At 41.3% G+C, this 24,900-nt stretch carries 21 protein-coding genes and 1 pseudogene; 2 read left to right on the forward strand and 20 right to left on the reverse strand.

Going from position 1 to position 24,900, the window contains the following annotated elements; translation table 11 throughout:
* Positions 1-25 precede the first annotated feature (25 nt).
* Both BLP87_RS16425 and BLP87_RS07575 read right to left on the reverse strand, forming a co-directional pair.
* A complete protein-coding gene (locus tag BLP87_RS16425) occupies positions 26-853 on the reverse strand; it encodes a patatin-like phospholipase family protein (RefSeq protein WP_074462156.1) in 828 nt (275 codons plus the stop codon).
* A complete protein-coding gene (locus BLP87_RS07575) occupies positions 850-1,692 on the reverse strand; it encodes a DUF3737 family protein (protein ID WP_074462157.1) in 843 nt (280 codons plus the stop codon). Before BLP87_RS07575 ends, BLP87_RS16425 begins: the two co-directional genes overlap by 4 nt.
* Before the next feature lie 298 nt (positions 1,693-1,990).
* On the opposite strand from BLP87_RS07575, the gene BLP87_RS07580 reads away from it, so the two are divergent.
* Positions 1,991-2,236: a hypothetical protein gene (locus tag BLP87_RS07580; RefSeq protein ID WP_074462158.1), complete on the forward strand. Its 246-nt coding sequence runs from the start codon at positions 1,991-1,993 to the stop codon at positions 2,234-2,236.
* A gap of 63 nt (positions 2,237-2,299) precedes the next feature.
* Here BLP87_RS07580 and BLP87_RS07585 read toward each other — a convergent pair whose 3' ends face one another.
* The 15 genes and pseudogenes from BLP87_RS07585 to BLP87_RS07655 form a co-directional block, all read right to left on the reverse strand.
* Positions 2,300-3,040 (reverse strand): hypothetical protein, encoded by a 741-nt coding sequence (locus tag BLP87_RS07585; protein ID WP_074462159.1) that lies wholly within the window; start codon positions 3,038-3,040, stop codon positions 2,300-2,302.
* A 63-nt stretch (positions 3,041-3,103) separates the two neighbouring features.
* Positions 3,104-4,744 (reverse strand): sensor domain-containing phosphodiesterase, encoded by a 1,641-nt coding sequence (locus BLP87_RS07590; protein WP_074462160.1) that lies wholly within the window; start codon positions 4,742-4,744, stop codon positions 3,104-3,106.
* A 173-nt stretch (positions 4,745-4,917) separates the two neighbouring features.
* A pseudogene (gene glgP, locus BLP87_RS07595) lies at positions 4,918-6,538 on the reverse strand (glycogen/starch/alpha-glucan family phosphorylase).
* Between the two features lie 18 nt (positions 6,539-6,556).
* A complete protein-coding gene (locus BLP87_RS07600) occupies positions 6,557-6,763 on the reverse strand; it encodes a 4-alpha-glucanotransferase (RefSeq protein ID WP_083334529.1) in 207 nt (68 codons plus the stop codon).
* A 113-nt stretch (positions 6,764-6,876) separates the two neighbouring features.
* Positions 6,877-9,297, reverse strand: coding sequence for a leucine--tRNA ligase (gene leuS / locus BLP87_RS07605; RefSeq protein ID WP_074462161.1), 2,421 nt, complete (start codon positions 9,295-9,297; stop codon positions 6,877-6,879).
* 258 nt (positions 9,298-9,555) lie between these two features.
* Positions 9,556-9,927, reverse strand: a complete 372-nt coding sequence (locus tag BLP87_RS07610; protein WP_074462162.1) for a hypothetical protein — start codon at positions 9,925-9,927, stop codon at positions 9,556-9,558.
* Positions 9,928-9,970: 43 nt separating this feature from the next.
* The gene (locus BLP87_RS07615) at positions 9,971-10,588 is read right to left on the reverse strand and encodes a hypothetical protein (RefSeq protein WP_074462163.1); all 618 of its coding nucleotides are present in this window, start codon (positions 10,586-10,588) and stop codon (positions 9,971-9,973) included.
* Positions 10,589-10,590: 2 nt separating this feature from the next.
* The gene (locus BLP87_RS07620) at positions 10,591-12,162 is read right to left on the reverse strand and encodes a hypothetical protein (protein WP_074462164.1); all 1,572 of its coding nucleotides are present in this window, start codon (positions 12,160-12,162) and stop codon (positions 10,591-10,593) included.
* Positions 12,163-12,176: 14 nt separating this feature from the next.
* Entirely contained in the window at positions 12,177-12,551 is a 375-nt protein-coding gene (locus BLP87_RS07625) for a hypothetical protein (protein WP_074462165.1), read from the reverse strand.
* The gene (locus BLP87_RS07630; protein WP_074462166.1) at positions 12,551-12,868 is read right to left on the reverse strand and encodes a hypothetical protein; all 318 of its coding nucleotides are present in this window, start codon (positions 12,866-12,868) and stop codon (positions 12,551-12,553) included. The genes BLP87_RS07625 and BLP87_RS07630 overlap by 1 nt, the downstream gene beginning before the upstream one ends.
* Before the next feature lie 577 nt (positions 12,869-13,445).
* Positions 13,446-13,928, reverse strand: coding sequence for a flavodoxin (locus tag BLP87_RS07635; protein WP_074462167.1), 483 nt, complete (start codon positions 13,926-13,928; stop codon positions 13,446-13,448).
* 17 nt (positions 13,929-13,945) lie between these two features.
* The gene (locus BLP87_RS07640; protein WP_074462168.1) at positions 13,946-14,245 is read right to left on the reverse strand and encodes a hypothetical protein; all 300 of its coding nucleotides are present in this window, start codon (positions 14,243-14,245) and stop codon (positions 13,946-13,948) included.
* 213 nt (positions 14,246-14,458) lie between these two features.
* On the reverse strand, positions 14,459-14,656 hold the full coding sequence (locus BLP87_RS07645) for a hypothetical protein (protein WP_176756617.1): 198 nt from the start codon (positions 14,654-14,656) through the stop codon (positions 14,459-14,461).
* A 136-nt stretch (positions 14,657-14,792) separates the two neighbouring features.
* Positions 14,793-16,748 carry a fructose-1,6-bisphosphatase gene (locus BLP87_RS07650; RefSeq protein ID WP_074462170.1) on the reverse strand — a complete coding sequence of 652 codons (1,956 nt, stop codon included), beginning with the start codon at positions 16,746-16,748 and terminating at the stop codon, positions 14,793-14,795.
* A gap of 158 nt (positions 16,749-16,906) precedes the next feature.
* Complete coding sequence (locus BLP87_RS07655; protein ID WP_074462171.1) at positions 16,907-17,545, reverse strand: endonuclease III domain-containing protein; 639 nt, start codon at positions 17,543-17,545, stop codon at positions 16,907-16,909.
* A gap of 355 nt (positions 17,546-17,900) precedes the next feature.
* Here BLP87_RS07655 and BLP87_RS07660 point away from each other — a divergent pair, with 355 nt between their 5' ends.
* Positions 17,901-19,418, forward strand: a complete 1,518-nt coding sequence (locus BLP87_RS07660) for a DHH family phosphoesterase (protein WP_074462172.1) — start codon at positions 17,901-17,903, stop codon at positions 19,416-19,418.
* Between the two features lie 80 nt (positions 19,419-19,498).
* On the opposite strand, the gene BLP87_RS07665 is transcribed toward BLP87_RS07660, so the two are convergent.
* The 3 genes from BLP87_RS07665 to BLP87_RS07675 are packed head-to-tail and all read right to left on the reverse strand — an operon-like array spanning position 19,499 to position 24,894.
* On the reverse strand, positions 19,499-22,576 hold the full coding sequence (locus BLP87_RS07665; protein ID WP_074462173.1) for a DEAD/DEAH box helicase: 3,078 nt from the start codon (positions 22,574-22,576) through the stop codon (positions 19,499-19,501).
* 7 nt (positions 22,577-22,583) lie between these two features.
* The gene (locus BLP87_RS07670; RefSeq protein WP_074462174.1) at positions 22,584-23,087 is read right to left on the reverse strand and encodes a shikimate kinase; all 504 of its coding nucleotides are present in this window, start codon (positions 23,085-23,087) and stop codon (positions 22,584-22,586) included.
* 10 nt (positions 23,088-23,097) lie between these two features.
* Positions 23,098-24,894 carry an HD-GYP domain-containing protein gene (locus BLP87_RS07675; protein WP_074462175.1) on the reverse strand — a complete coding sequence of 599 codons (1,797 nt, stop codon included), beginning with the start codon at positions 24,892-24,894 and terminating at the stop codon, positions 23,098-23,100.
* Between the last annotated feature and the right edge of the window lie 6 nt (positions 24,895-24,900).

Genomic DNA, 24,900 nt, shown 5'->3' on the forward strand with positions numbered 1-24,900 from the left:
AAAAGAGCTTTAATTAAATTTCCGCTTATTTTGATAAAAACTCCAATGCCTTTTCTCTTCCGTGGTCGTAAACACGCTGAAGCTGTGCAGGGTCTTTTTCCACAGGACTTATATTTAAGGGAGCATCCGGACGAATCACCTTGACTTCTCCGGCCAGCTCCTTTTCTCTTATGTAGCGTTTTTCCTCATTGTACATGATGTAGCGCTCTTCCATTGCTTTTATCATGTTCGGATATTTGCGAAGCATAAAGCGTACAGCCTGCATGTAGGACTGCGGCTTCTTTATATAGTCAACGGGCTGGGTTTCTATGACAAGATTATCATCGTAGCCCTTTTCTTCCATGAATTTAAGCGGGATGGAATCTGATATTCCACCGTCAAGGTACTTGCCGCCATCTATCTCGACAGGCCTTGATACAAGCGGCATTGATGCAGACGCCTGAATCCAGACTATATCCTCTTTTCCCCCTGTAAGGCACTTATGATATGCCGGTTTCCCGGTCATTATGTCTGTAACAACGCAGTAAAACTCCATCGGAGAATTTGAAAACGTCTCTATATCCCATTTATCAAGCTTGTACGGAAGCTCATCATAGCAAAACTTCACATTGTAGATGTCACCTGATATCAAAAGAGATCTGAAGCTGTGATATCTTTTGTCAGCACAATACTTCTTGTTGTATCTAAGCGCTCTTCCGTGCTGCTTTGATTTGATATTACAGCCGAATGTGGCACCTGCGGAAACTCCCACAGCGCCGTCAAACTCAATCCCGTTTTCCATAAAAACATCAAGCACGCCACATGTGAACATGCCTCTCATTGCTCCGCCTTCCAAAACAAGCCCTTTTTTCATCTTATGATAACCTCTCCGCTGCATTCTACCACAGGTGCCTCAGTTATGATCTCGCCGACGGCATCTGCTGTTATTTTACCCGACCTCGGGTTCTTGACCGAATCAATACTTCCTATTATGGTTGCTTCTACATCCGAATATTCAAAAGAAAGATCGCAGCCTTCCATCGTACAATCGATAAGCTTAAGATTTTTGCAATAGCAAAGCGGCTGCGTTCCGATTATCTTACAATTTATAAGTGTCAGCCCTTCCGAATACCACGCAAGATACTCTCCTTTTACAACGCTGTCCCTGACTGTCACATTCTTCGTGTGCCAGAAAGCGTCTTTGGTATCAAAGTTACAATTTGATATTTCCATATTTTCAACATATTGAAATGAATACTTGCCCTTCATTTCAACATTCTCAAGCCTTAGATTTTTACTGTCAAGAAACAGATACATAGACTCAACTTTTGTATCTTTAAGTGTAATATTGTTGCACTTCCATCCAAACTCTTCGGATACGATCTCGCTGTTCTCAACAACAATATCCTCACACTCTCTAAGTGCCTTGATACCACCGAGCTTAGAGCCCGTTATCCTGCCGTTTTTGTCATACCAAAGAGCAGCTCTTGTGGTCTCATTCATTGAAGACTTGTCAATCTCAAAGTTCGTCACATGCCAAAGCGGATATCTCAGGGAAAAATCGCACTCTTCCACCTTTATATCTCTCGCCTCTTTAAGTGCAGACTCACCGTCTGCAGGCCCTTCAAACCTGCAATTTATAACCTCTGCATCCGTAAGGTTATAAAGAGCTCTCTCTTCGTCAAATTGTTTATTCTCTACTATATTTCTCATATCTACCTCAAACTTGAATTACTTCATATTATATTGTAAACAATGTAAAACTAAATGCAATCACTATTTTTTTGTGAACGTCATATTTGATGTGTAAAAAAGAAAGATAATTTCATAAAATTTTAATAATTTGACAGGCTAAAGTGGCAAATTATCACTATTATTTCAACGTTAAATAGTATATAATGTATTCATTGGATGAAATCTTGTAATAAGACCACAATAGGTTGAGGGGCCTATTAATTTACAGGCAAATCATTCGGTAATTTTATTTCTTATGAGATGAGGAGGGAAAAAAATGAGACGTTCAGCTAAGGCAAAAAGTAACATCAGCCAAAGTTGCATCGATATCATGGCAGATGCGATCAAGGCAAAAGAACAAAATCTTTCCTACGGTAAATTCAAGGCACTTGATATGATGGGTGGCGAAAATGCATCGGACGACGAGTATACTTCGGAATACACCGTGCACACAACGGAGCTTATCCACAGGAAAGAGAACAACACTGAGAAAAAAGCATTAGCGTTCGTTAAAATCAGGTGATTAGTTCTATTTAAACGATATCAACACCTTCCAAAAAGCATCGATCTTATAAAGATTGGTGCTTTATTTTTGCACTTTTATCCTCTCGTCTCCCGCAAGATAAAAAAGAAGTGCCTGCCTTGCGTGCTCTTTATCCGTAGCTTCCACACTCACCGTAAACTGATAGGTGTGCTTTTTGACTTCTTCCGCCTGCACTCTGTTCTCAGCCTCCGAGATTGACTTATCCTTCGTATCTTCGCTCGTCATCTCCATGATATCTTCTATGGCAAATTTCCTGAACATATCCCGATGACCGCTGTCTTTCATATACTTTTCTATGAGCATCAGCGTATTCCCAAGGTTCAGATAATCACCATGAAGAAATGCCTCAATATCAAGCACATCGTTCTTTGTCCTATCGACATAATCCTCCCATGTGATCTCCGCTCTCAGGATCTCACCGTCTTTATCAATATTTTCCTCCTGCCAGTCAAGAACATACCACTTCCAGATCTGAAGCCGCTTTCTGTCCACTTCTTCATCGTTAAGCTCAGCCATTTTCTGGCACGCATGACGTGTGCCCCTTGAAACAAGCGCATCTGTAGTCTTATCAACATCGTAAGTCCTACTGAAAATTTTCTGTTTCTTCTCAGTATTCATGATCGTGAGCTTTAATGAATTATCGGAGACTCTGGTCATGGTAAGGCTGTAATCTCCGTGACGCGCAATAACCACCGGCCTCTCAATAAGTATGGTATCCCTAAACTTTATGAAAGACTTAAGAACATCATCATTTTGAATGTAACGAAAGGTTCTGCTCATCATAATCCTTTCTCAATTCGTGTGTCATCTGATTGTCATCGTGTCAGTTCTATATCTATAAATATTTCAAAGGTACTCTCTCTTAAACTCCTCTATCCTGCACGGATGTCCGAAATAATATCCCATCATATCAGAGATCGGATATTGCTTGGCGATCTTCGCCGTCTCCTCATCCTCTATGCCTGTGAAACAGGTTTTTATATTAAGTCTGTGGGCAAAAGAAGTAACGGCTTCCACCATGTACTTGGTAGTAATGTTATTCTCCATTCCTCCAGTCATTGAAGGAACGAGATTGATAAGGTCTATCGGAAGATGCCTTACAAGATCCATATCCGCAAAGTCAGATGCATCAAGTCCTATCTTAAGACCACATGACTTAAGGAATTCTATCTGGCTCTTTAAATGCTCCATTCCAAGCTGTCTGCTGCTCTTTGTAAGTTCAAGACACAGTCCCGTTGCAGGATATCCCGTTCTTCTTAAGATTTCCAAAAGAACCGTTCTGAACTCAGATCTTTCAAGCTGCATAAATGCAAGGTTTACGCTGAGGTAAAAATCTTTCCGGCTTCTTTTTATTTCAATCGCCTCTCCGAGCGCCGTCTCAAGGATCCAGTTTCCAAGTGCATAGAAAACAGGGTCCTGTTCAAGCCACGGTATGAACTCCGACGGAGAAACCGAGCCGTAAGGTTCTTTCTCCCATCTTACAAACACTTCCATTCCGACAAGCTGGCTGTCCGTCACCGAAAAGATTGGCTGATACTCAAGATAGAATCCGTCATATCCGTTTATAACGCTGTTTCTTACTTCATTTACAAGAGACATGTTGCTCTTGTTTTCCGCCGTATCGTTCTGGAAAACCATTAGATTTCCGTGTTTCTGCGTCTTTGAATAATTAAGCGCATACTTCGCACTCGTATATATCGAATGCTCGTCTATATTAAAATCGGTCGCGATTATTATGCCGCCTCCAAGTTCATTGACAACGCGCTTTCCTTCGACCGTTATGCCTTCTCTCGAAAATGTCTTAAGCCTGATAAAAAGTCTTTTCAGCGGCTCAAAATCTATGTTCTCACTTATAAGTGCAAGGATCGTTCCCTCGCCTCTGTATGCCTTTCCGATCGGCGCTCCGTCCGTCGCAAGCTTTGTCGCAAGCGCCCTCAGTACGCTGTTACCCGTCATATAGCCGTAACGCCTGTTGACATCACCGAAGTCTATGAAATTGATCATAAGAACGGCATATGTCTTTTTATTATTCTTAAGACTTCTCATGTCGTTCAGCATTTCATACTGGTTGGGCAAAAGAGTTATCGGATCGTTATTGTTTATTATTCCTTTGTTGGTTATTGAACATGCGTAAAAAGAAGGTTTTCCGACGTAATCTTTAATAACCACGCCTCTGCATGAACAAGCCACATACTCCCCGTTTTTGTTTCTTGCTCTGTATTCAAAATTCGGATCAAGCTTAACACCGACGAAAACCTGCTTGAGATACTCGTTGTACTTCTCCCTGTCATCCGGATGGATCTTGCTCTCCCACACTGCCGAAGCATTATAAATGTATTCACTCGTAAGCCCAAAATAGTCAACCGCATTCAGTGACCATCTTGAGATATTTTTCGCCATATCATAGACATATACATACCGGCTTCTCGATGTAACCGCAAAAGTATCGAAAATCCTGTTTATTGTATCGTAAACTCCTCCTGACATAACGTTTCTGCCCTCTTTCCAAAAATCTTGTATGTGATGGTGCCCCTCAAGTCGGAACCTCGTTATAATGATATATGGCACATCTATTAACATTATAACATTTATATATGCAAAAAGAGAAGCAATAGCCCGCTAAGACTATCGCTTCTTTTTTAATAAATCTGTTTATTAGGTTACAGATGCCAGATATCGTCATTATACTGCTTGATGGTTCTGTCTGATGAGAAGAATCCCGCATTGGCGATGTTGACAAGTGTCATCTTACGCCAGCTCTTTTCATCCTCATATGCTTTAAGTGCCTCACCCTTTACTTTGCAATAATCCTTGAAATCAGGGAAGGTCATGAACCAGTCTTTGCCAACCAGCTCTTTGTACAATCTGTTCAGATTGACCTTATCGCCGACAGCAAGCATCTCTTTTCCAATCAGGAAATCCACTGCTTCTTTCAGCGCAGGATCTTTTTCATAATACTTCTTGGCAACATAATCAGCCTTCGCATAATGCTTTATAACTTCGTCAGAAGAAAGACCGAAAGTGAAAATGTTGTCTTTTCCGACAAGATCTGCGATCTCTACGTTAGCACCGTCCATAGTTCCGAGAGTTACGGCACCGTTTAACATAAACTTCATATTACCTGTTCCGGAAGCTTCCTTTGATGCAAGCGAGATCTGCTCTGAGATATCACATGCTGGAATGAGCTTTTCCGCAGCGGTAACATTATAATTCTCGATCATTACAACCTGAAGATATTTGCTTGCCTTTGCATCATTTTCCACAATCTTGGACAGGCAAAGAATAGCATGGATAATGTCCTTTGCTATGGTATAAGCAGGTGCGGCCTTTGCTCCGAAGATACATGTTATCTTGTGCGCGGGAACTTTTCCTTTTCTGATCTCCTGCAAAGTATGGATGATCCACAAAAGATTAAGCTGCTGCCTCTTATACTCATGAAGTCTCTTGGACTGCACATCAAATATCGAATCGGGATCGATCTTAGTTCCCTGATGATCCTCAAGCCAGTTTGCAAAGCGAACTTTGTTATCTTTCTTGATCTGTGCAAGAGAAGCAAGGAAAGCTTCATCACCCGAGAATCCCTCAAGTGCTTTAAGCTTCTCAGCATCCTTTACCCACTCTTTACCGATCTTCTCATTGATAAGCCCGGCAAGCCCCGGATTGCAGGACAAAAGCCAACGTCTGAAAGTAATTCCGTTAGTCTTATTGTTGAACTTCTCCGGATATATATCATAGAAAGCCTTAAGCTCACTGTTTTTCAAAATCTCTGTATGAAGCGCAGCCACGCCATTCGTAGAATGTGAGAAGTGGATATCCATATGTGCCATATGAACATTTCCGTCTTTGTCGCTTATCCAGACAGTAGGATCTTTATAAGCCTTTTTTATGCGCTTATCAAGGCTGTCGATTATCGGCAGAAGGAAGGGTACAGCCTGCAAGGAATTCGCGTGGCCATGTTTCAAGCGCCTCTGCAAGTCTTCCGAGTCCTCCGTTTCCGAGAGACGGCTCATACTCACATTCTTCAAGCTCCGCAATATCTCTTCCCGCCTCGGCAAGTTCCTTTTTTACCTCATCATAAAGTCCAAGATTGATCAGGTTGTTGGACAAAAGCTTGCCGATCAAAAACTCGGCAGAAATATAGTAAAGTTTCTTTTTTCCGCTATGATACCCTTTATTCTCTGCGGCTTCCTGTGTCATCAAAAGAAGTGCGTTATAAAGCTCAGATACAGAGCATTCACAAAGAGCCTTTCCGGTATAATCTGTCAGTTTTTTAGTATTCAAAGATCCATTCTCCTTTTCTTATTGTGGCAGTCTCGCATAAATTTCCATCTTACCTCTGATTTTTTTTGCAAGCTGCTTATCAAACACACCGGGCATAGCTCGCCACACCCAGTTATTTCCAAGTGTTGAAGGTATATTCATTCTGGCTTCACTTCCAAGTCCCAAAAGGTCCTGCGAAGTTACGATAGCGGTATCTGCTCTGCTTTCCCAGATAGCACGCATCATGCCCCAGTTATATCCCTCCCGGGTGGGGGAAGTTTTGTAATGCACTAAAAAAGAAGCAATAACCGATCACGATTACTGCTTCTTCTTTATTCTTAATTATTCAGTTACGGAAGTTACTTCGCAACGATATTTACAATTCTTCCCGGAACATAAATTTCTTTTACTATTGTCTTGCCCTCAAGCTTATCGGCAATGAGCTCTTTACCCTTTGCGATAACTTCGTCCTTAGGGTCATCTTTGCTGATATTGAGAGTTGCCTTTACTTTACCGTTGATCTGAACTGCGATCTCAACAGTATTTGTAACTGTCTTAGCTTCATCAAATTCAGGCCAGCTCTGCTGATACAAACGACCCTCACCTCCGATTGCCTGCCAGATTTCCTCTGTGATATGAGGAGCAACAGGGTTAAGAAGTGTGATAAGTGTCTTGTACTCGCCCTTTGTAACGGCATTCTTCTTATAGAAGTCATTTATAAGTGCCATCATTGCTGCGATAGCTGTATTGTACTTAAGGTTCTCAAAGTCGAATGAAACCTTCTGGATTGTCTGGTGCATCTTGGTCTCAAGATCTTTTGAATAACCCTCTTCCTCAGTCATGATATCCTGAAGCTTCCATACTCTGTCAAGGAATCTGCGGCATCCCTTAACTCCGTCCTCTGACCAACTTGCTGCAAGGTCGAATGCTCCGATGAACATCTCATATGTACGAAGTGTATCTGCACCGTAATCTCTTACGATATCGTCAGGGTTAACAACGTTTCCTCTTGACTTACTCATCTTCTCGCCGTTCTCACCAAGGATCATTCCGTGAGAAGTTCTCTTCTGATAAGGCTCGGGAGTGTTAACAACGCCCTGATCGTAGAGGAATTTGTGCCAGAATCTTGAATAAAGAAGGTGAAGTGTTGTATGCTCCATTCCTCCGTTATACCAGTCTACAGGCATCCAGTATTTAAGTGCTTCTTTGCTAGCAAGCTCATTATCGTTTGTAGGATCGCAGTATCTTAAGAAGTACCATGAAGATCCTGCCCACTGAGGCATTGTATCTGTCTCTCTCTTAGCCGGTCCGCCGCAGCAAGGACATGTCGTATTTACCCAGTCTGTCATAGCTGCAAGAGGTGACTCACCGTTATCTGTAGGCTCATAGCTCTCTACTTCGGGAAGAAGAAGAGGAAGTTCAGATTCAGGGATAGATACATATCCGCACTTCTCACAATGAACTACGGGGATAGGCTCACCCCAATATCTCTGACGTGAAAATACCCAGTCACGAAGCTTATAATTAACCTTGGCATGACCGATCTTCTTTTCCTCAAGGAACTCTATCATCTTAGCCTTGGCATCTGCTACAGAAAGGCCGTTGAGGAAACCTGAATTAACAAGTACTCCTGTTGCAACGTCTGTAAATGCAGCAGCGTTAACGTCAACTTCCTCGCCATCCTTTGCAACAACCTGGATGATAGGAAGATTAAATTTCTTTGCAAATTCCCAGTCTCTGTCATCATGTGCAGGAACCGCCATGATAGCACCTGTTCCGTAGCTCATGAGTACGTAATCTGAAACCCAGATAGGAATCTCTTTTCCATTAACAGGATTAATGGCAACGATACCGTCAACCTGCACACCTGTCTTATCCTTGGCAAGCTCAGAACGCTCGAAGTCAGACTTCTTTGCAGCTTCCTCACGGTAAGCAAGGATAGCGTCGAAGTTACTGATCTTGTCCTTATATTTATCAAGATAAGGATGCTCGGGTGAAACTACCATATAAGTAGCTCCAAAGAGTGTATCGCATCTTGTTGTATATACTGTAAGCTTGTCCTCGGTATCTTTTATCGCAAAATCAACCTCGGCACCTGTTGAACGTCCGATCCAGTTCTTCTGTGAAACCTTAACTCTCTCGATATAATCAACAGTATCAAGTCCATCGATAAGCTTATCTGCATACTCAGTGATCTTGAGCATCCACTCGCTCTTTACCTTACGAACAACGGGTGATCCGCAACGCTCGCAAACACCGTTAACAACCTCTTCGTTTGCAAGACCAACCTTACATGAAGTACACCAGTTGATAGGCATCTCCTTCTTGTAAGCAAGTCCTTCTTCGAAGAGCTTTCTGAAGATCCACTGTGTCCAGTGATAGTACTTAGGATCTGTTGTATTTATCTCTCTGTCCCAATCAAAAGAGTATCCGAGTGAATGAAGCTGCTCTTTGAATCTCTTTACGTTATTCTCTGTAACGATCTTGGGATGAATATGATTCTTAATGGCATAATTCTCTGTAGGAAGTCCGAACGCATCCCAGCCCATAGGATATAGTACGTTATATCCCTGCATTCTGCGCTTTCTTGCTACAATATCAAGCGCTGTATAAGGACGCGGATGTCCTACATGAAGTCCCTGTCCCGAAGGATAAGGAAATTCTACAAGCGCATAGTACTTAGGCTTTGTGAAGTCATTTGTTGCAGCGAAAGCCTTCTCGTCGTCCCAGACCTGCTGCCACTTCTTTTCAACTACATGATGATTGTATACTTCTGACATGAGATATTACTCCTCCAATATAACTATTCAAACTATGCTCAGCTAATGAATAAAAGCATAGACTATCTACAAAATTTTACCACAAGCAAAACGGATGTCAAATAAACGGGGCAAAAAATCATGTAGGGTTATTTTTCAATGTAAATGCAATTTTGATTGTATTTACTCTAAAAGGGGTGATGTGTTGCATTTAGTTTGGAGAATGTGGGCACAAAAAAGGTTCAGCCAAAATCTCTTAATCTGACTGAACCATTAATATTACGATACTGAAATATCAAGTTCTGCTTCAAAAGCCTTTTTCTTATTTTCACATTTCTGCTTTTCTTTTTGTATTTTTTCCATAATTGACAGAATTTGAGACATAAAAGTTTCTGTGTCACGAAGACTTTTTTTCAGCTCTAAAACCATCTTTTTACGATATTCGTCTGCCTCTTTATACATATTATTCCCATATATCTTAAGAGGAGCCATGTCATAAGCCTTCTGCGGCTCATAAACGTCTCTCACAATAGCTTCGTAGTGTATCTTTGTTTCTTTGTATGCTTCTTCTAGCTCGAAGATTTTCCCTTCATATTCTTTTATTTGCTCATCTAACTTTTTTATTTCTGATCGTTTTTCGTTTCGTGTCATTCTTGCACTCCTGTAATTGGATTATTTAACTGCATCACAGCAATCACTCGTTTAGCTGCTTACAAATGGCAAGAGCTTTATTATATTGCTCTTTAAGTTCTTCTACAGTAATAAATCTCATTATTTTGTCATATGCATCAATTGATTTCTGTTTATCATCTATTATCTGCGGTTGTATTACCAATGATTCTTTGTCAAAATCTGTATTGCTTATAAAATATGAGCCTGAAAACATTGGCTCTTCTGTCCCGTCATCTGCTATGATCACTCTTGTATCATCATATCGAACCTTAATTTTTCCATCTTCCAGATTTTTGATTTTAAGCATAACCTCGCCTTCTTTAACATTTATATCCTTCTCAATTTTGATAAATTCACAATAATCAAAACACACTCCCGAAGCACTTATACAGAAGGAGTATTTTACATCATCCTTTTCCATGCAAAAAGTCTCATCTTCCGTAAATTCAATAGAATAGCCACATGCTTTTGCATTATTGATTGCCTTCTCTTTTACTTGAGCCTCTATAACTTTTTGTTCCGCTATAGCCTGTTCTTTCTTTGCTCTTGAATAGTGCCCATAACAAAATGCTAAAGTGATAAATATAACTAACAGTGCGCTGAGTGAAACTAACATATTTTTTTTTAATTTGTTATTCATTTCTACTTAATACCACTTTCTTTAGATATATAATCAAGAAATTCCTTTTTAGTTCTCTGAACATCATCCGGATCACCTTTAAGCATCTTAGTTCCGGTAGTTTCTCTATCAAGTTCCTTTTTTAACTCGACCATGCCTTTTTGTGGATCACCATTACCAAAGTGTGCCAAAAACTCGCGAGAACCATTTATCTTTCCTTCACAAACACCCTCATTATACTCTGACATTGCCGCCCATATATCACCATCCTTGCTTTCCCTCATTCGATAGTAAATGTTATATGCCTGTACATCTGATTTTTTGTCATCTATACCCATTTTTCCTGAATAGACATCACCTTTGTAACCTATAAGAGCGTCTACATCATCAACAAATCCAGCTACTTCCTTTGTTCCGTGCTTCTCTGACATTATCGCAAATATAGCACACTCATGCACAAAATCTCTCTTCTGATTTTTTTCACATGTTGAATGTTGATCATTAACAGCTTCTTTAAGTGTTGCACCATCAACACCCAAAGAATTAAAAAATGCAACCGCCTGGCGAGTCGAAGGTGTCACAGCCATCAATTTAAACAGCTTATCTTCTGAAGAATATCCCGGATTCAATGCCGCAAGATTTGAATAGAAATACTTGATTTTCTTATCATTCCACTCTTTACTTGCTTTAATTGGGTACTTCTTTTCGAATTTTACATATGCTTCATAAAGCAAAGTGGCCTGTTCTTCTGTAAATCCGAACTCCTTCTTCATTGTTTCAAGATATTTGGGATCTGTGATAACTACCGGATCCGATTTCTTTTGCGCAGCCAATAACTTTTTAAATACATCCAAAGGACTATTCATTGCTGCTCCAGCAGTGCCAAACGCAACAAGCCCGATTGAGTTCTTAGCAACATCCGGCTGATAAACAGTCATGCTGTCAAGAACACCGGCTGTATGCTTTATTTTTCTCTGAAGGTTATCTGCATAGCCTTCAAGATCTATTCGATCTATGAGAGCAGATGCTTCACGATCGAAGTCTTCAAGCTTTTTTATGTCCTTATCCAAAGATTTCCCTTGTCCGCAAAATTCATCGCACACCTCCATTGCTCTACGATAAGTAGGCACTGAGGATACTCCCCATCGTCCCAATATATCGGCGGTTTCTTTTGCATGACATTCAAGCTCATACCCCTTAGTATCAAGAGCGTCAAGGTATACATTAAAATCTTTCTTTATCTTTGTCAGACCTTCCACGCTTACCCTTGCTTTAGGGGAGGGATCAACTTCTTCTTTAAACTTGTTTTCTATGCTAAGACACATATTCAGGAACTCTTTTTTTAGCTCAAGGTTCTTTTCATGTATATCACCCTGCACATCATATGTAAATTCCTTTGACCTGTCAGCCATCTCTCCAATAAAAGTCTCATTGTTATGATATTTTACATATCCTCTTTCAAGATCTCTTGCGCGTTCCCTGTAGCTGTCAATATCTCTACAGAGTGCATCTGTAAAACTATCCATAACTTCAGCGTCATATTTTATATCGGAATCACTCCCGATTATCCCTTCATCTCCGTAATACCATAACATATAATTTTTTCCATTTACATAGCATTATTTCGCGATTCTGCCTCAATCTCAGCCCAAAGATGATCTATCCTTCTTTGACATTTTTCTATATGTTCACGGATTCGTTCTCTGGCTCTTGCCATATCAGATAAAAACTCTGATGTATGGTCCTGTGCACGACGCGTTTCGCTATAAATCTGACTTTTCATATCTTCAGCATTAGATTCAAGAGTTCCTCTAAATCCATCAGCTAAGGTCATATCATAGCTTTTAACAGGAGTTTCAACTTCATCTGCAATCTCAGCCTGTAACCTTCTTATGATACGCTCTTTGCTATCAAGTACGCGAAGTTCTTCTTCACATCTTGCAATTTCACGCTCCAGCTCATGTATCTCAGAATGTCTGCCCATTATCTCTTCATGCCTCCAACATTTATTTTTTCCACTGTAAGGCTTTCAGCGGAAGCCTTATCAATCGCGATCATACTGTCGCGCATTGTAAGAAAGCCATGTGGAAGTGACTCCGATGATTCCTGTCTGTATAGTTCATCTGTTTCATGTATCAATTGTAGTAATTGATGCATCTTCCTTCCTGCATTAAAAGTGTCTAAGCGATCTGCCTGTTTTAATGCGCTGTTAGGAAATACACATTCAGAAGCGGCACCTCTTATATCTTCAACAATACCTGTAAATACTCCAGTATCTATAAAAACCTTATTTTCTGTCATTACATGCCTCTCTTGTTTCTATTTTTGAAACACTATTTAACAAAGCATTAACATCTTATCATGTAACATAAACTTTATCAATGCTCAGAACATAATAAGCCCGAAATATCAGATATTCTTAACAGCCTGTTTTTCTATTAATCTGCTTAATTTTGTAAAATATAGGTACAACCGCTTAGTTTGCTCAGCTCTATCCGCATCCAGAGTCTCTATGGTTGCAGCAGACCTTACAATTGCCACTCTAGCAAGCGCTTCTACAAAGCTTCAAAAGCACAGCGTGAGTACAGGGAAGCTCTTGTAAAAGTCTGATTCTTCAGACTAAATGCAACACTAAAATATGTACGATTTACTCTGACAGGTCCAGAAATGGACCTGTTAAGTATGTGCAAAACAGCGCAAAACACCCTCAAAATCTATAATTTTGCATATAAAATCGGAGCATATTTAAGCACAAAACCATGCAAAAATACGCTCCGTTATCATCATTCGCTATGTGTTGCATTTAATTTGGAAATTGACCAAAAATCATTAACCCAAAAAGGATATAGCCATCAATTCGGCTATATCCTTCATCATTTCAAGAAATGTATTTCCCGGCCCAGGCTTTAAGCTCGTCCGTGGAAGTTCCTATGTTTATCTTTTTTCCTCCGTCAAAACGGATGCGAGTGTAGGTGTTCTGAAGGTCTTTTACACTCTTCTCAATATCGGTTCCGCCCGATGTTGCAAAAAGAACTACATGCTTACCCGCAAAATCATAGGATTCAAGGAAACTGTTTATGATGTGCGGCGCCGTATACCACCAGATGGGAAAGCCAATAAAAATAACATCTGCCGTATCTACGTTTGCAGAGTTGTCTGCTATTTCAGGTCGTGAAGCAACGTCCTTCATCTCAATGCTGCTTCGCGATTTTTCATCCTGCCAGTTAAGATCTTCCGCCGTGTATTTTTCCTTCGGAACAATCTCATAAATATCAGCGTCTGTAACTGCAGCAAGCTCTTTTGCCACTTTTGCGGTTACTCCTCCGGCAGAAAAATAAGCCACCAATACTTTTTTACCCATTGTCTTCCTCCTTGTTGTCATATCTGTGCAATAACCAGCTTCTGCGGTTCAACATGCCTGGATTCCCCTTTTCTTCCGCGGCATACTATTCCCTCTTCAATTCTTATAATATCCGCATGATTCTTAAGCGCGTCCATTATCTGTCTCACCGCATTCTCATAATCTCTTGCTTCCATAGGGATAACATAGTCATGGTTGAGATGTTCCGTGGAAATAACTGCTGATTTGTACCTTGTGTCATATCTTATTCCACAAAAGGTGCAAACTTCCGTATTCAGTGTTCCGTTGCTGTCACTGCACTGCATCGCAATATACATGTTTTCTCCCTCCAAACATTTCAACCGTTCGATAAGGCGCTGCTTACTCTGTCACACGAATATCAATTCGCATATAAACAATTAATTATTCACAATATTATGATAATATATTTTCTGCAATTCTTAAACCCATTAAACATAAAAAAGCGCCGACATGTAATGCCGACGCAAAAAAATCAAAAAAGCCCTATAAACCTAATTGATCCATTATCCTCATTTGCCCATTGATGCGATCAGAGCATCTATCTCTGCCTGACTCAGCATCTTGCCATTATCCGCAGGTAACGGTGCCGCTCCTCCCGCCGATACCGGCGTCGAAGGATTGAATCCGCCTCCTCCTGCCTGTGAGGATTTACCCATTATACTGGCCAATAAAGCCTGCTGTTCAGCACTAAGTCCGCTTGTATCCATATCCAGACCCTTTTCCCTTCGTATTCTGTAATCCCACATTAAATTTGCACATACTTCCTAGGTTATAGTTATTTTAATCAAAGTGACAAAAAACGTCAAATAACTTTTTTATAAACTACATAATGTACTGTCTTACTTATCTGTTTTCCCTTATCAGTCCGCTTTCATATGCCGCAAGCAGATCTTTAAGGTCCTCTATCTGTCTTATCAAAGTTTTCCCGATATCCGTATCTTTTACAAGAATGCGCTTTTTGGTTGTTTCCGTTATCTGAATTGAAGGTGTATTCTCCTGCCCTCTTACAAAAGGCTTATGCGCCGCAAGTGCAAGATGATTGGAGTTGTATATAAGCGTATATCCGGCTATCCCCGTCTGTTCGTGATATGCTTTGGAAAGACCTCCGTCAATAATATAGAGCTTTCCGTTCGCTTTGACGGGACTCTCTCCCTTCATGGTCTTAACGGGAACATGACCATTTATTATGTGCGCCCCCTCGGGATTTAACCCGAATTCCTTAAGGATTTTGTCCGCGTAGAGCTCCTCCGCTGAGAATTTGTAATACGGATTATATTTCTCAACGCACAGTTCCTTGTTATCTTTGAGGAAAAGATGTTCAAACGTAGTTATCTTGTCTTTTCCAAAAAGAGGCGAGTTCGGCCCGCACCACAGATACCACATCAGATCGACCGCATCCTGTTTTTTCTCCCTGTCATCTCTTATATCAAGAAAAAAAGCGTCATGGATCTTGGTATTAAGGTAGTCCATAAGCTCCTTGCCGCAAAAGCTTCCGTCGGATGTCGTCATGCAGGTAAAGTTCCCCTCTTCGTCCATCGGAATACAACCGTGATAGAGAAGGTTATTGTTTATCGACCTGTACATCGCGCCGTGAGAATAAAGAAACTGCACATGTTTCCTAAGAAGCTTCGAGTGCATAAAACTAAGTTTCAATGTATGCATCAGCTCCTCTTCTTCGGGCGAAAGCTTGTAAGGTGCCTTTGTGTCGACCGTGGGAAAATTCGTATCGCTCAATTTATATTTTTTTCCCCGAATATCCACTTCTCCGTTTTCAAAATCAATCCTTTCAAGAAGAAGCCGGTCTTCAAGGCCATATTCAGGATGACGCTTTATAAGACTGCCTTCAAGCTTTAACTGGATGATGCTTATCGCTTTGCACATCTTCGCCGCAAGCTCCGGATTTACAGAATCATACTCAGTCTTGTCAAGAAGATGCGGCTGGAAATTCTCACACGGGTCGTCTCCGTAAACTTCGGCTGCAAACATTGAAAGCGGTCTTAGATTTATCCCGTAGCCGTCTTCGAGCGCATCAAAAGAATTATAGCTTGTTCCTATTCGGAGGACATTAGCTATACACGCCGTATTTCCGCATGCGGCGCCCATCCAGTCAATATCATGATTTCCCCACTGTATGTCGACATCGTGGAAATTCATGATTTCTTCCATTACAAGATCGGGCCTTGGGCCTCGGTCAAAAATGTCTCCTATTATATGAAGAGAATCGATCGTAAGATTCTGTATAAGCTCGCAGAGCGCGATAACAAACTCGTCAGCCGATTCAATCTCGATAATCCCGTTGATAATCTCGTTGTAGTAGGCTTTTTTATTAAAATCGTTCATATCAAGATGCATAAGCTCATCGATTGCGTATGCGTAGTCAGCCGGCATCTTTTTCCTTACTTTGGATCTTGTATACTTGGAACTTACAACCTTGCATATCGCAATAAGCCTATTAATCGTGATCTTCTGCTCATCGTGAAGCTGCTTGGTCGTTATGTTCTCATCATGTCTCTTTTTTTCAATTGTTTCAGACGGATAATAAATTAGATTCGCAAGCTCAAGCTGATCCTCTTCGGACATCATATTTCCGAAAGTCTCTTCAATCTTGGCTCTTATGATACCTGATGAACTGCGAAGCAGATGCGAAAAACTCTCGTACTCCCCGTGAATATCCGAAAAGAAATATTCCGTCCCCTTTGGGAGCGCGCAGATTGCCCGCAAATTAATAATCTCGGCGCCGGCTTTCCTCGATGTGGGAAACTCTTTGCCGAGAAGTCTTAGATATTCTATATCTCTCATTCTCTCTCCTTTGGATTCATGTGTATAGCGTTCCAATCCACCAATAATTTATCATATTGTATAAAAAGAGAACTTGAGTAGAATCAAGTTTATATTTCTGTCACGTAAGTGCGCTTCTTTAATTAGCGTACTCTTATTTCTTAGAATACTCTTATTTATCAGATTGCCTTTTTTCCCGTTTTGCATATATCTTTCAGGCAACATCTGTCACATTCAGGTCTTCGGGCGATGCAGACAGCCCTGCCGTGTAAAACAAAGCGGTGGCAAAGATCGTTCCCCTCTTCGGGCGGTATGATCTTCCAAAGTTCTTTTTCCACTTTGCCGGGTTCCTTGATGTCATCAACAAGGCCGATAAGATTGGAAAGCCTGATGCAATGCGTATCCGTAACGATCGCAGGCTCACCAAAAACATCACCCATTATAAGATTTGCGCTCTTTCTGCCAACTCCGGGAAGCGCAAGCAGTTCCTTCATATTATTGGGAACATTTCCGCCGTACTTCTCGTTTATGACTTTCATACATGCAGAGATATCTCTTGCTTTGGAATTTCCAAGCCCGCACGGACGCACTATCTTTTCAATCTCTTCTACGGGCGCCTCCGCAAGCGCTTTCACCGACGGATATTTTTCATATAAAATGGGCGTGATCATGTCCACTCTCGCATCCGTACACTGCGCCGCAAGTCGCACGCTGACAAGCAGTTGCCATGCTTTGTCATAAGCAAGAGTACATTTTGCCTCCGGATATTCTTTTTTTAACCTCGAGATCACCTCGAGAGCCAGTTTTTTCTTTGTCATAGTCTACATATTATCATTCTTTTCTTGAATATGATACAGGATTTCTCTTTTTGACTTTTGACATCGATATATTGTATATTATATATTAACATGTAAGAATAATTTTATTTTTTAACAATTAATATTATACATTAAAATTAGTCATAGACTTACAACGCTATCGTATTTACGATGATTTTATATTAAAACCATATACAAACAATTTGGTTAATTATGAACACACTGACCTTTACATAATACAAAAATTGATTATCATAGAGATAGTGGGCTTTTTATACGAACAGTCCGCTTAAATGTTTTTCTGTTCGCTCCGGTACTGCTTGGAGGATGCGAACACGCTTGGATTTATTTAGTTATGAGATTGAACGAATTACTGAAATACAATGATATTGTCATACAGTGTCACGATAATCCGGATGCTGATGCACTGGCATCGGGGTACGCTTTATGGTGGTATTTTAAAAACAACGGGAAAAATGCACGACTCATCTACCGCGGTAAAAATGTGATCACGAAGAGCAATATTACCATTATGCTCGACAAACTCAAGATACCGGTAAGCTATGAGCCTGATTTTCCCGATACTCCGGAGCTTTTGATAACTGTTGACTGCCAATACGGACAAAGAAATATTACCAAAACACCCGCAAAGCACATTGCGATAATAGATCATCATCAGGCAATCGATGAACTTCCCGAATATTCGGAAATAAAGAACGCTATCGGAAGTGCTTCCACGGTTGTATGGGATTTACTCAAAAAGGAAGGCGTAGACGTAAACGATGAGCCCCTCCTTGCAACAGCTCTTTACTACGGTCTGTACACCGATACAAACAAACTCTCCGAAATCTCCCACCCTCTTGATAAGGATATGCAAGACGAGCTTGTTATTAACAGAAGCATAATTGTGGAAATGAGCAACTCGAACATTTCCCTTGATGAGCTCAAGGTGACCGGAAATGCAATAATTAACTATGAGTATTTTGAAAAGAATAAATATATGATAATAAAGTCTGAGCCGTGCGATCCGAACATTCTCGGAGTCATGAGTGATTTTGCGCTTGAAACCGCAGGCGTAAACGTATGTCTCAGCTACTACATCGGGCAAAGCGAAGTAAAATTCTCTGTAAGAAGCTGCATAAAAGAAGTTCATGCCGATGAGCTTGCCGCATTTCTTGCAAAAGGTCTCGGAGGAGGCGGCGGACATATGTACAAGGCCGGCGGAAAGCTCCGTCCCGAGAAACTTATGCATCTTTTCGCGATGCAGACAGATGAACAATATGCCGCATTTTCTGCAAAGATTCTTCATGAGCGCATGGAACAATACTTTGATTCCTACGAGATAATATATGCCAAGGAAATGACGCTTGATACATCAGCGATGAAAAAATATGCCAAGACGACTCAGGAACTTGGCTATGTAAAGCTTGACGACATATTCCCCGACAACACGGAGATAACTGTCAGAACGCTCAAAGGCGATATGGATGTTCTCATAGATACCACAACATACCTGATGATAGGTCTTTTCGGCGAAGTTTATCCCATATCGGAAGAGAAACTAAGAAGTTCCTATAAAACTTTGGACAAGCCGTTCAAAAAGACCTTTGAATACGCGCCAAGCATCAGAAATACAGCGACAGGTAAAAAGAAAACCGTGATGTCTTTTGCCAAAACAGCGGTCAGCGTAGATGAAGTAAATATATACGCAAAACCTCTTACCAAAAAAGTAAAGCTGTTCACAACATATAATGAAGAACGCTACTATTCAGGCGAGATTGACGACTACATTGCTTTCAGAGAAGACAATCCGCACGATATCTTTATAATAAGAGCCGATAATTTCCCGGTTTTCTACCACGAAATAGACTGATAAAGAGCAGATGAATACCCTTTTTACAAAAAGAGTTTTCATCTGCTCCTTTTATTCCGATACATTGTTCGCGAAATTATTTATCCCAAAAGTTCAAGAAGTTCCTCTCTCGTGAGCGTCGGATTACTCATTGTTCCGGTGTCAAGAAGCTTATCTGCAAGCTCTTTTTTACGATTCTGTAAGTTGATTATACGCTCTTCGATAGTATTCTCCATGATAAGGCGGTATACAGTAACGACGTTCTTCTGACCGATCCTGTGAGCTCTGTCGGTCGCCTGATTTTCAACCGCAATATTCCACCAGTGGTCAAAATGAATGACAATATCGGCGCTCGTAAGATTAAGTCCCGTCCCGCCGGCTTTAAGCGAAATACAAAATACAGAGGTGTCATCTTCCTGGAATGCATCGACGAGCTTGATCCTGTCCTCTTTTTTGGTCGAACCTGTAAAAAGATAGTGTGATATTCCCGCATTTTCAAGCTCTTTTGTTATCCTGTCCAGCATTGACGTAAACTGCGAGAACAAAAGAATCTTGTGTCCGCTCTCAGACGCACTCTTTATCATCTCGATAAGAAGATCCGTCTTGGCACTTCCGCCCGTGTAGTTTTCATAAACAAGTCCCGGATCGCAGCAAAGCTGACGAAGCCTTGTAAGCTCCGAAAGAATTACTATCCTGTCTTTTCCGTAAGACTCTTCATCCGTTCCCTCAACCATGAGCTTAACCCGCTGAAGATGCGCATCATAAAGCTCTCTCTGAGAACTGTTCATTGGTGCAAAGATATTCTCTTCAAGCTTATCGGGTAGATCCTTTAAGACATCACTCTTGAGCCTTCTGATCACAAAAGGCGCTATCATCTTCCTCAGCATATTCGTCGAAGTCTCATCTCCGTCCGAAACGACGGGAACCTCGATATTGTCATGGAACTGCTTATATCCAAAAAGATATCCCGGCATGCAGAAATCAAATATGCTCCAGAGTTCGCTAAGCCTGTTCTCAATGGGTGTTCCCGTAAGAGCCACTTTAAATGCAGCATTTATGCTCTTTACAGCCTTTGCTATCAATGTTCCGGGGTTCTTTATAAACTGTGCTTCATCAATAACGCAGCACTCAAAGTTAAGATACTTATATAACTCGATATCTCTTCTCAAAAGATCGTAAGAAGTAATGATAACATCCGTCTCTTCGCTGTCGATTTCCGACGTAACCCTCACTCTGTCAGGCTTTATTCCGACAGCTATCTCGCAGTTAAGAGCCGGCGTGAACTTCCTTATCTCATGCTGCCAGTTGTAGACAAGCGACGCGGGACACACGATAATACTGCACCTGTTCTTTCTGCCCTCTTTTACTGCGCACTCTTTTACGCTCAAAAGATATGCCAAAACCTGAATTGTCTTTCCAAGTCCCATATCATCCGCTAGAATACCGCCAAATCCATTATGTGAAAGCGCTCTGAGCCAGAAATATCCTGTCTTCTGATAGTCCCTCAGAACATCCGTAAGACTGTCGGGGATTACGAAACGCTTATCCGTAGTCGATGCAAATCCCGACACAAAATCTTTGAAGCCCTTGCTTCTTCCGATAGAAGAACCGCCCTCTTCACTATTTTTTTCCGCAAGGTCATTTATAAAAAGAGCTCTGTATCTTTGCACTGACGCATGGCCTTCGACAATCTGCTTCGTCGTTATCCCAAGTCCGTCCTTTAGCGCAAACAGCATCTTCGCATCTTCGCTTTCAACGCTCACCACTTCGCCGCTCTTTAATCTATAATACTTTTTCTTTTTATCATATTGGCTCAGTATCTCACTAAGTTCGTCCGTCGTAAGAGTCTCCGGCACCATCGAAAGCTCCAGAAGGTCTGAAACAACCGAAACGCCAAGATTCACCTTCAGTCTCTTTTCAATCCTTACCGCCTTGATCGCATCCGTTACGAACACATCGCCTATGGTTGAAAGATATCCCATCTTCTCCGCAAGGAAAACATAAAGCTTATCGTCTGTGTATGAATCCGTCGTAAGTACCAGCGCCTTCCTGTCGGAATCAAGCTTGTCAAAATATGGACTGATAAGCTTCGCGGTCCTGTTCTCCAGATAACTGTTTCTTTTCACATCCGTCACAGTCTCATCCGCAAACTTGTCATTGTCCGGAGATTCAAAGATATCGAAGCTCTCTTTCATTCCGTTTCCCGCATCATAAGCCGCTTTTACATTACAGGTTATGCTATTTTCATCAGGCATATCGATGTATATCTCAAACTTAGGTATGTCGGGCGCGTACCTCGAAGGCTCGAAGCCATCCGAACTCACATTGAAGAACTCATTTATCACAGGGAAAAGACCTTCCGAAAAAAGAGGCAGATCTTTCTCCGCTATAAACAGCTCATTCTCCGTCCTTCTCGCCGCAAGGAACTTAAGAACCGGAATAATCTCCGAGCAGTCGCTTCGGGGAATCATGTGAAGCTTTCTCTTTCTCTCGAAATAAATATTTGAATATCCTTCGAACATGGTAAAAGAGCCGGATTCAAAAACGACTCCGAAATTCTTTTTCTCAATATGAAGGTCAATGTCGGGGAAAACGGGAACTATCTCAAGAAGGCGCTCGTCGCTGTACATTGCCCTAAAATCGGAATTGACAAAAAAAGTCTCCTTTACCGATTTAAAGAACTCATCGATTTCATTTCCGCAAAGCTCGATGTTTTTGCTGCGACTCTTTGAACGAGAATAGACCTGATAAGGGTCTCCCGCCCTTCTTCCTCTGAAATAGTCGAATAAGAAATTTATGATCTTCTGTGAATCCGCAGAAAATGCGGACATATCATGCGTGAATTCAAGATGCTTTCCATAGCTTAAAAAGCTCCGCTTTTCTATCGCATCGAGAAATTCAGATATATCTTTGATAACGTAGCTGTGGCCTCCGTTTTCTGACTTTATACCAAAAGATACCACAAGCTTTTCTCTGTTTAATACGGCATGCGGCTCCAAAACCGCAAGTGAAGTGTCTTTGTATAAAAGAGGTGCCTCACTGACGGGGGCATACTCTCTAAGGAGCCTCTTTGTCTCAAATGACGTATAATGAAACTCTTTTGGCGCGTCAGAAACAAACCGCCTTCCCGAGCCGGTTATGTACTCACCTTTTTTAGTTTCATTCGCTCCATTATTCATTCATGCCTTATTCTTTGAGTGCTGCGACCAAGTCTGTAACGACTTCTTCCATTGTGTTATTTTTTTCATCAATCGTGATATCGGCATATTTCTCGTACAAGACGCTACGCTCATTGTAAAGTGCAACCAGTGATTGTCCGGGTCTCATCACAACTCCGCGCTGTTTTACATCTTTTAAGCGCTTTGTAAGAACGTCCATTCCGACTTTGAGATATACTATCCTGCCGATATTTTTATAATGCTGCATAGCTTCCGTGCCGTAAACAACGCTTCCGCCGGTTGCTATGACAGTTCTTTCCGTCTCGATACCTGAATTAATCCTGTTCTCAATGTCAATAAATCCGTCAACGCCTTCCTGCTCAATTATCTCAGAAAGTCGTCTTCCATCTTTTTTCTGGATAACAATATCTGCGTCGACAAAATTATATCCCAATATTTTGGCGAGTATTACGCCTACTGTGCTCTTTCCGGATGTAGGCATCCCGACCAAAATAATATTGTCTTTTTTCATAAAAATCCTTTCACACGTCCGCTATCTTTTTCACTTCCTCAAGCGCATTCAAAAAAGCCTGTGCAACTTTGGGATCGAAATGAGTGCCGGAACTTTCTTTAATTATCTTAATTGCTTCATCAAACGGGAAAGCTTTCTTGTAGCTTCTCTCCGAGATAAGCGCATCAAACACATCGGCTACCGCCATGATCCTTGCTGAAAGAGGAATCTCTTCTCCCTTAAGTCCCATGGGATATCCCGTACCGTCCCATCTCTCATGATGGTACATCGCAAGATTCTTGGCTTCTTTCAGATATCCTGCGTCCTGCTCGGGAAGATTGCTCATGACTTTATCAATGATCATAGCACCTTCCTTGGAATGTGTCTTCATAACCGTAAACTCTTCGGGTGTAAGTTTGCCCGGCTTGTTGAGGAAATTATCAGAAATACTGATCTTGCCGACATCGTGAAGCGGAGCCGAATGATAAACGTCCGAAACAAACTGCGGTGTCAAAAGATCTGTATAAATGCCCTCTTTTATCATCTCATTCATGATGATCTTGGTATATTCCGCCGTATTCTTAACATGCTCACCCGTGCTCTGATCCCTACTCTCAACGAGATCGGCAAGAGCATAGATGATCGAGTTCTGAAGTGCCGTAATTGTCTCGTTTCTGCTCTTTAGCGCCTGAACAGAAGCAACATGCGCCTCTATCATCTTAAGAAACGCACCGTACATGTTCTCAATCTCATCGCCTGTCCTGATCTTGATCTCATCAAACATCTTGGCAGACTTTTCAAGTTTCTCCTCATCGCCGTCGGAAAACCGCGACGAGGTGAGTGCCATCGTATTTATCGGAAGTATCAGATGGTACTCCGCCATATAGATACCTACACCGAGAATGAATATATATAATCCGATGAAAAGAGAAATCTGCCTTGTAGCAAATTTAAAAACCTCTCTTCCCGTCTCTTCTTCCGAGTACGGTGATATTCCGGAAAGGTCAACGCCCGAATAACTGCCTATTTCCTGCGCAATATGGACAGTATTTTTTCCCGTCTGAATGATTGCATCCCTAAACAGCAAGGTACTGATAAAGATAGCGCAAAATGCGACAAGCCCCGTTGCAAGAGTAAGAAGGATAACAACCTTAAGTCTAAGCGATATTCGGCGGCTCTTTGCATTTCTCATAGTCTGTACGGTTTCACGCGTAAGTGGCGCCTGATGCCAATATTTCACATTTAATCTGTCGCGAACACGGGCAGGAATTATAAATGTGATCAAAAGAGCTATGAGCACGCTTATCATCTTATCCGCAACATCAACTATATAGTCGGCGATAAGCGCAGCCTGAAATGCTGACATCTTACCTGATTCATAAATTATCTTCAAAAAATTTAAGGACGCAGTCTCAGAGCCAAAGCCGTAGATTATACCTGTGAGGATCGCACCGAGCACACCTCCGACAAAGCCATATATAAGTACTGCCAGAATAATCTTATAGAAATCTTTGAACCACTTTTTTTCATAAAAGACAGTGGTAAGTATAGCGATAAGAACATTTATCATGCTGTAGGAAATCGCTACGGAATCGGTAAAAATACTGTTTAAGAATGAACTGAAGAAACCGACAAATATGCCGGGAAGAAATCCTCCCAGCATAGATACGGTCATTGTACCTACAGAATCCAGATACAGCGGAATTTCGAAGTGACCGACAAACTTACTTCCACAAATGTTCATCATTATTCCGCCAAATACCATTAATGCAAGATAAACTCCTCTTGTTCCGGAATTATCTTTTCGATCATCAACTATGTTTACCATATCATC

This window comes from Butyrivibrio hungatei, from assembly GCF_900101605.1.
Classification (GTDB): domain Bacteria; phylum Bacillota; class Clostridia; order Lachnospirales; family Lachnospiraceae; genus Butyrivibrio; species Butyrivibrio hungatei_B.